Raw genomic sequence first — 6,459 nt, forward strand, 5'->3', positions numbered from 1 at the left:
CAGCCCCAAACCAGGGACGACAACGAACGTATGAGCCAGGCACCAGGTGCTCAGGATCCAACCACCGCAACCAGTGCGGCGCACTCACCCTGACACTGAGCTGAACGTAGGCCTGGCCGCTGACGCCAGCGGGCCGGCTCGTCAATGTCGTCGATGGCAGTGTCACTGCGCACCTGCCGCACATGGCTCCAAGCCAGTTACGCGCTCGCGCCGGCCGCTCACGGGTCAGGCGGTCAGGGCGGTGCTCCGGGTTCGGACCACGCAGTATCTCGGGTTTCTCAGGACGCCGCCCAGCTGGCCAGCAGCGCGATGCGGTCTGCGTCCGAGGTCCCAGGCTCCGCGCTGTACGTGACGATCGACAAGCCTGGCTCGCCCGGCAGGTCGAAGGCGTCGAAGGTGAGCAGGACCGTGCCTACCTCTGGGTGGTTGAAGGTCTTCTGACCGGTCCGGTGCTCGTGCACGTCGTGTCGAGCCCACTCGGTCCGAAAGTGGGGGCTCCGCGTCGACAGCTCACCGATCAGAGCAGTGAGTTGCTGGTTGAGAGGATCGCGTCCCGCCTCGAGTCGAAGCATCGCCGCGTTCATCTGCCGGGCCAGGGGCCAGTCCTCGTAGAAGTCAGGTGCTCGAGAGTCGAGGAAGATGAACCGGGCCATGTTCGCCTGGCCGGGGACGTCGAAGTGCTGCGAGTACAGGGCTCGGCCCAGGTCGTTGGCCGCGATCATGTCCTGCTGGGCATTGGTCACGACCGCGGGCACTGCCATGTTGTCCAGCACCCGCTGGACGGACGAGCGCACGATGACTTCGCTGCTCCGCGCAGGGCCGTCCACCTGGCGCGGCGCGCCCTGGGCGAGGTGGAAGAGGTGCTCACGTTCTGCGTCGTCGAGCTGGAGCGCGCGAGCGATGGCATTCAGCACGCTCTCAGAAGCGCCGTGGATGTTGCCGCGCTCGAGGCGGTTGTAGTAGTCGAGGCTCACCCCGGCCAGCATCGCGACCTCCTCCCTGCGCAGCCCGGGTACCCGGCGGTCCCCGCCGAAGTCGGGCAGCCCGGCTTGAGCTACCGTGACGCGCGCACGCCGGGAGATCAGGAACTCTCGCACTTCATCTTTCGTGCTCATGAGAGCAATCATGCTCCGTTCTCGCGCGCCCTGGGGTGGCCTGTGCGGGCCTCCCACCTCGGGATTGCACCGATGCAGACTGGTCGACGGTGGCCCGAGCGGTGGTCGCCAGCCACACCGATGAAGGAGAAGATGATGCTCACCGTCAACGCTTATGCTGCAGTCTCAGCCACCGAGCCCCTGGTCCCCACGACGATCGAGCGCCGCGACCTCGGCCCGCACGATGTCCTGATCGACATTGCCTACGCCGGCATCTGCCACTCCGACATCCACACCGTCCGCGGCCACTGGGGCGAGATCAGCTACCCCCAGGTCGTCGGCCACGAGGTCGTCGGCATCGTCCGCGAGGTCGGGCCCGAGGTCACCCGCCACGCCGTCGGCGACCGCGTCGGAGTCGGCTGCCAGTCGAACTCCTGCCAGAACTGCGCCCAGTGCGACAAGGGCAACGAGCAGTACTGCCTCAATGGCAACGTGCAGACCTACGCCGGCGTCGACGTCGACGGCACCATCACTCAGGGCGGCTACTCACAGGCGACCGTCATCCATGAGCGCTTCGTCCTGCGGATCCCCGACGGCATCGACCTCGACAAGGCTGCTCCGCTGCTGTGCGCTGGCATCACGCTCTACTCGCCTCTCAAGCATTGGAACGCCGGCAAGGACAGTAAGGTCGCCGTGGTTGGTCTAGGCGGGCTGGGCCACGTCGGTGTGAAGATCGCCGACGCACTCGGTGCCGAGGTCACCGTTTTGTCGCGCACCCTGTCGAAGAAGGACGATGGCATCGCCTTCGGCGCAGACCACTACTACGCCACTGAGGACGCTGACACCTTCGACAAGCTCGCCGGCCAGTTCGACCTCATCCTCAACACCGTCTCCACCGGTGTCGACACAGAGAAGTACGTCAACCTGCTCGCCGTCGACGGCACCCTCGTCATGCTCGGTAGACCGTCCGAGACGCTCACCAGCACGGTCATGCCGCTCAACATGGGACGCCGCAGCATCGCCGGCTCCGGCAACGGCGGCATCCCTGAGACGCAGGAGATGCTGGAGTTCTGCGCTGCCCACGACATCACGCCCGAGATCGAGGTCATTGGCGCCGAGGACATTAACGATGCCTACGAGCGCGTGCTGAAGTCCGACGTACGCTACCGCTTCGTCATCGACACCGCCACGCTCGACGACTGATCACCGGCGCCGCCGCCGGCGTCATCGTCGATCGACGTCGGCGGCCCCACACATCCCGACCGCTATACCTAAGGAGCAACGGATGCACGTCGCCATCGCCGGAGCTGGCGGCCGCGTCGGACTCGAGCTGGCCCGCCAGCTCACCGCCGCCGGCCACACTGCCACGGGAATCCACCGAAACCCTGACCACACCGACGCCATCGCCGCCGCCGGCGCGACGCCCGCCCACGGCGACCTCATCGCCGACGACGCGCAGACGCTCGCAGCGCACCTTGATCGCGCAGACGCGGTGGTCTTCGCAGCTGGCGCCCACGGCACAGGCACCGAGCAGACCTCGCTCATCGACGGCGACGGGCTCCTCAAGACGATCGACGCCGCCCGGATCGCCGATGTCACCCGCATCGCCGTCCTGTCCGCCTTCCCCGAGTCGGTCCGTAGCGGCGAGCTCGGTCCGACATACGAGCACTACCTGCGCGTGAAGAAGGCCGCCGAGCATGCCCTCACCGAGTCCGACCGCGACTGGCTCATCCTTCGCCCCGGCCACATGACTGACGATCCCGCACACGGCACGATCGCCGCCGGCGCGGCGCTCCCCGACGAGGCCGACGTCAGCCGCGCCGACGTCATCGCATTCCTCGTCTCCGCACTGCAGCATCCGAAGCTCGGGCGCGCCATCGTCGAGCTCACGGACGGTGACACGTCCATCACCGCCGCCGTCGAGGCCACAGTCGCCCGCAGTGCCCCGCGGACCCAGCGCTAGGCGGCGCCCGAGCTCTACCCCGTCGGGCAGGGTGTCGTGGCGGTCGCCTCCTCCATCAGTCCCAGGGCGTAGCCCTTTCCCAGAAAGGCCGAGGGAATGCACTCAGAGGCTGCCCTCCCCCATCGGGAGGACACCCTCGTCTTCTCGCGCGCGGCCTCCGAGCTGGCCAAGACCTCGTGGCGGTGCGACACAGCTCGGCGCCAACGCGCCTAGATCGCGCGGATTAGCGCGGGGTCGGCCGTCCGGATGTGGTTCACGGCTCGAATCAGCAGGTGCGTCGTCATGGTCGTCGCGATCGCCTCCGAACGCGTGTCGATCATCGCGACCATCGCCGTGGGGTCGTCGAGCTTCGCGGGGTGGCACCACTCGTCCCAGAGCTCATCCTCAACCCCACCGATCAGATGAACACCGCCGCGCTGCTTGCCACCCACGGACCTGGTCCACCTTCCCAGCATGCACGGCGTCGTTCACCTCGTCGATGGCAAGCTGAGCCAGACCAAACCTGCTGCTGCGTAGCCCTGGTTCGACACCCAGTAGGCCGACCCCACCCCGCTCGTCCACTCCTCCCCGGCGCCACCCTGACACCAGGGTTTCTCAACTCCCTCGTTACTGGTCGTCGTAGACATCGGCCATCAAGTGATCGCGGAACCACGCCATTGAGCATTGCGACTTACAGTGATGTCCGGTGTCTCATCTGCTGGTGTCTCAGAACCGAGGTTGTGAGTGTTTGGAGGCCTGACACTACAGCATCGCTGATTTGGCTCGCGTGCGGTGTAGGACGGGGCGGTGGTCAAGTTTCGTAGGCGCGTAGTTCGTATCGAATCGGCGTCGCTGGGTGTCCGCTTGCCGAAATCGACACCTCGCCACCCCCCTTTGCCCGACCGAGGCGTGGATGGCGAGGTGTCGTCAGGTCGAAAAGACCTATCGCGGCAAGTGACGCGTTGCGACTGCTTTGCAACTAACGCGTAGGCGACCCGCCGTCGACCGGGATGGTGTGGCCGTGGATGAACGATGCGTCGTCGCTTGCGAGGAAGACTACGGCACGCGCGATCTCCAGGGCTTCGCCGTATCGCCCAGCAGGCGCCTGCATCGTCAGGTCATAGAACGGGAAATCGGGGGTTATCTCAGCGCCCTCGAAGGCCGAGGTCTTGATAACGCCTGGGCCAATGCCCACCGCACGGATACCCTTGTGGCCGTAGTCGTACGCGATTTGCTTGGTAAGCCCGATGACCCCGTGCTTCGCCGTGGTGTACTCGGCCCCGACCTCGCTCGCGACCAGGCCGGATGCGGAGGAGACATTGATGATGACGCCGTTCCCGCGCTCGAGCATGTGCGGGAGCACAGCCTTCGTCGCTAGAAAGACACCCTTGAGATCGACGTCCATGACACGCTCCCACTGGCTCGTCTCAATCTCGAGCAGCGGCAAGTAGGCGCCGAATACACCAGCGTTGTTTACCAAGACATCGATGCGCCCGTACGCGTCGAGTGCGGAGTCCACCATGGTCCGTACGGAATTCTCGTCAACGACGTTGGCCTCCACGCCTCTCGCGTCTCCGCCGGCGTCGCGGATCTGAGCCACCGTCGCGTTGGCCCGCTCAATGGAGAGGTCGGCAATAACAACCTTCGCCCCCTCGTTCGCGAGCTCCGCACTCATGGCCTGGCCCAGGCTGGAACCGGCCTGTTCCTTCCCGTGGCCACCTCCAGTAACGAGTACGACCTTGTCCTTAAGTCCACGCATTTTGAGTCCTCTCTTGGTCGAGAATTTGCTTGACGTGTATTAGGGATAAGGTCGGCCGGCATCTACATATTCCCGCCGAGTTGGCAGTCGGGCGGTCCGACGTGCATTTAGGTGCAACTCGTCCGGTGTGGCATTCCCGCGTTGGGACACCAAGCCTCGATCCACCAGCGGTCCGCGGCTCCTTCGTTGATGCAAAATTCGGGGGCGGCGTTTTGTTGAAACGAGACTGCGGGCAGGGCTGGCCGTGCGGCGACTGGCTCGAGGCTAGTGCGACTCAGTCGCGGCCACCGCACCCAATGAGGGGTCCGCCGCCCCGGCGTGGTCACCTTCGCTGGATGGCGGTTGCCCAAACCCAGACCGCTCCGTTCCGTCCGTGTTCGTCGATGAACTCGACTCGTCCTGCGCGTGGCGAGTAGGCCGTTGCGCGGCCGTCGACTTGCACGAATCCGGTCCTGGGAAAGGACACCCAGACCTTGACCGGGATGGGCGGGTCCAGCGGTCGGATCGGAATCCCGATGGCTGCCGGCGGAATGTCGAGTGGTGCGTCGCGCATCGGAACACGGTCCGGGTGTCGGCCCTCACTTGTCATGCAATCAGTCGAACAGGTGTACGCAGTCTGGACGAAGGACCGACGCGCCGTGGCCTCCGGCAGGGCCGATTGCTGGTCGACGTCAACGATGGGCGCCGGTCACCTGATGGGCAACTGTGGGCCCATGTGGCGGCTCGGGTCCGGTTGCCCGGGTCTCTCGCGATAGGCGGGCAAGGGGTCGGTGGCGGACTTCACAGTCGGGACGGGACTTGGGCAAGGGGTGCGGGCAAGGGGCAGTGGTGACCGTGGGAACGGATCACTCGAGAGTTTGGAGCCTCCGATGCGCACACGCTGCACCCCTGCCCGAGTCCACACCGCGGGCGCCGACTCTGTCGCGATCCCCGCGCTGGAAGCGCGGCAGCGCGCGCCGCAGATGAAGGCGCCGACGCGAGAGATTGGTCGAATCCAAGGTCCGGGGTCGAGGCGGTTCGTGTGGTCGTGGTGTAGGGCCGGGTTACCGCTTGGGTCGGGGTGCGAGCGAGACGTTTCCGCTGACCAGGTCGTCGAGGCTCACCTGGAAGTACCGAGCCAGCAACACGACCTCTCGGAGCTTCCAGGATGCACGGCCGTTGAGTCGGGCTGTCATTTGGGATGTGCCGATCCCGCAGAGTTGCGCGAGGGAGGCGGAGGTGACGCGTCGCGAGTGGGCGAGGCCACGTACGGTCGCGGTCACGGTTGCGTCTACCGCGCGCGCCTCAGAGTCCTCGTCCATAGGTCAGCAGGATGGCCGGTTCCTGACCGAGTTTGCAAGCAGAACACCGGTACAGCGTTCGTAAGTGATGATAAATCGTTGACTGCAAGCAAAGATCGTTGCATGATGCTGTTCATGGCCACTCCGCTGTATCTCCTCGCAGATCTGATCTTGCGTGACGCGCAGGGTGCATCGCTGCGGGACTGGGTGCTGGAGCGGCGACGCCGCGTGCACCAGGTGACATGGGCGGAGTTGGCAGATCGGCTGGCTCGGGCTACCGACGGGCAGGTGGTTGCCACGACGGTCACGCTGCGCTCGTGGTTCGTGGCGGGGCTGGTGCGGGCTCGCGCCGAGGACGAGCTCGATGCTGGCGCGGCTGGGGGC

The 6,459-nt window shown here is 65.8% G+C and carries 7 protein-coding genes; 3 read left to right on the forward strand and 4 right to left on the reverse strand.

Features of this window, described 5'->3' with window-relative positions; genetic code table 11:
• Positions 1-278 precede the first annotated feature (278 nt).
• Positions 279-1,115 carry a helix-turn-helix transcriptional regulator gene (locus tag HALOF300_RS08390; protein ID WP_156740508.1) on the reverse strand — a complete coding sequence of 279 codons (837 nt, stop codon included), beginning with the start codon at positions 1,113-1,115 and terminating at the stop codon, positions 279-281.
• 135 nt (positions 1,116-1,250) lie between these two features.
• On the opposite strand from HALOF300_RS08390, the gene HALOF300_RS08395 reads away from it, so the two are divergent.
• Positions 1,251-2,297: an NAD(P)-dependent alcohol dehydrogenase gene (locus HALOF300_RS08395; RefSeq protein WP_156740509.1), complete on the forward strand. Its 1,047-nt coding sequence runs from the start codon at positions 1,251-1,253 to the stop codon at positions 2,295-2,297.
• 82 nt (positions 2,298-2,379) lie between these two features.
• Positions 2,380-3,057 carry an NAD(P)H-binding protein gene (locus tag HALOF300_RS08400; protein WP_156740510.1) on the forward strand — a complete coding sequence of 226 codons (678 nt, stop codon included), beginning with the start codon at positions 2,380-2,382 and terminating at the stop codon, positions 3,055-3,057.
• 209 nt (positions 3,058-3,266) lie between these two features.
• On the opposite strand, the gene HALOF300_RS08405 is transcribed toward HALOF300_RS08400, so the two are convergent.
• The 3 genes from HALOF300_RS08405 to HALOF300_RS27710 form a co-directional block, all read right to left on the reverse strand.
• Positions 3,267-3,488 (reverse strand): hypothetical protein, encoded by a 222-nt coding sequence (locus HALOF300_RS08405; RefSeq protein ID WP_156740511.1) that lies wholly within the window; start codon positions 3,486-3,488, stop codon positions 3,267-3,269.
• Between the two features lie 527 nt (positions 3,489-4,015).
• A complete protein-coding gene (locus HALOF300_RS08410) occupies positions 4,016-4,795 on the reverse strand; it encodes an SDR family NAD(P)-dependent oxidoreductase (RefSeq protein WP_156740512.1) in 780 nt (259 codons plus the stop codon).
• A gap of 1,043 nt (positions 4,796-5,838) precedes the next feature.
• Positions 5,839-6,096 carry a helix-turn-helix domain-containing protein gene (locus HALOF300_RS27710; RefSeq protein WP_156740513.1) on the reverse strand — a complete coding sequence of 86 codons (258 nt, stop codon included), beginning with the start codon at positions 6,094-6,096 and terminating at the stop codon, positions 5,839-5,841.
• Between the two features lie 114 nt (positions 6,097-6,210).
• Here HALOF300_RS27710 and HALOF300_RS08420 point away from each other — a divergent pair.
• On the forward strand, positions 6,211-6,459 hold a 249-nt coding region (locus HALOF300_RS08420; RefSeq protein ID WP_156740514.1), incomplete at its 3' end, for a hypothetical protein.

The sequence above is a fragment of the Occultella aeris genome (assembly GCF_902703175.1).
Lineage (GTDB): Bacteria > Actinomycetota > Actinomycetes > Actinomycetales > Beutenbergiaceae > Occultella > Occultella aeris.

Excerpts from the sequence above, each read along its gene's own strand:
- HALOF300_RS27710 (WP_156740513.1), bottom strand. The coding sequence starts at position 6,096 with ATGGACGAGGACTCTGAGGCGCGCGCGGTAGACGCAACCGTGACCGCG.
- HALOF300_RS08400 (WP_156740510.1), top strand. The coding sequence starts at position 2,380 with ATGCACGTCGCCATCGCCGGAGCTGGCGGCCGCGTCGGACTCGAGCTG.
- HALOF300_RS08390 (WP_156740508.1), bottom strand. The coding sequence starts at position 1,115 with ATGAGCACGAAAGATGAAGTGCGAGAGTTCCTGATCTCCCGGCGTGCG.
- HALOF300_RS08395 (WP_156740509.1), top strand. The coding sequence starts at position 1,251 with ATGCTCACCGTCAACGCTTATGCTGCAGTCTCAGCCACCGAGCCCCTG.
- HALOF300_RS08410 (WP_156740512.1), bottom strand. The coding sequence starts at position 4,795 with ATGCGTGGACTTAAGGACAAGGTCGTACTCGTTACTGGAGGTGGCCAC.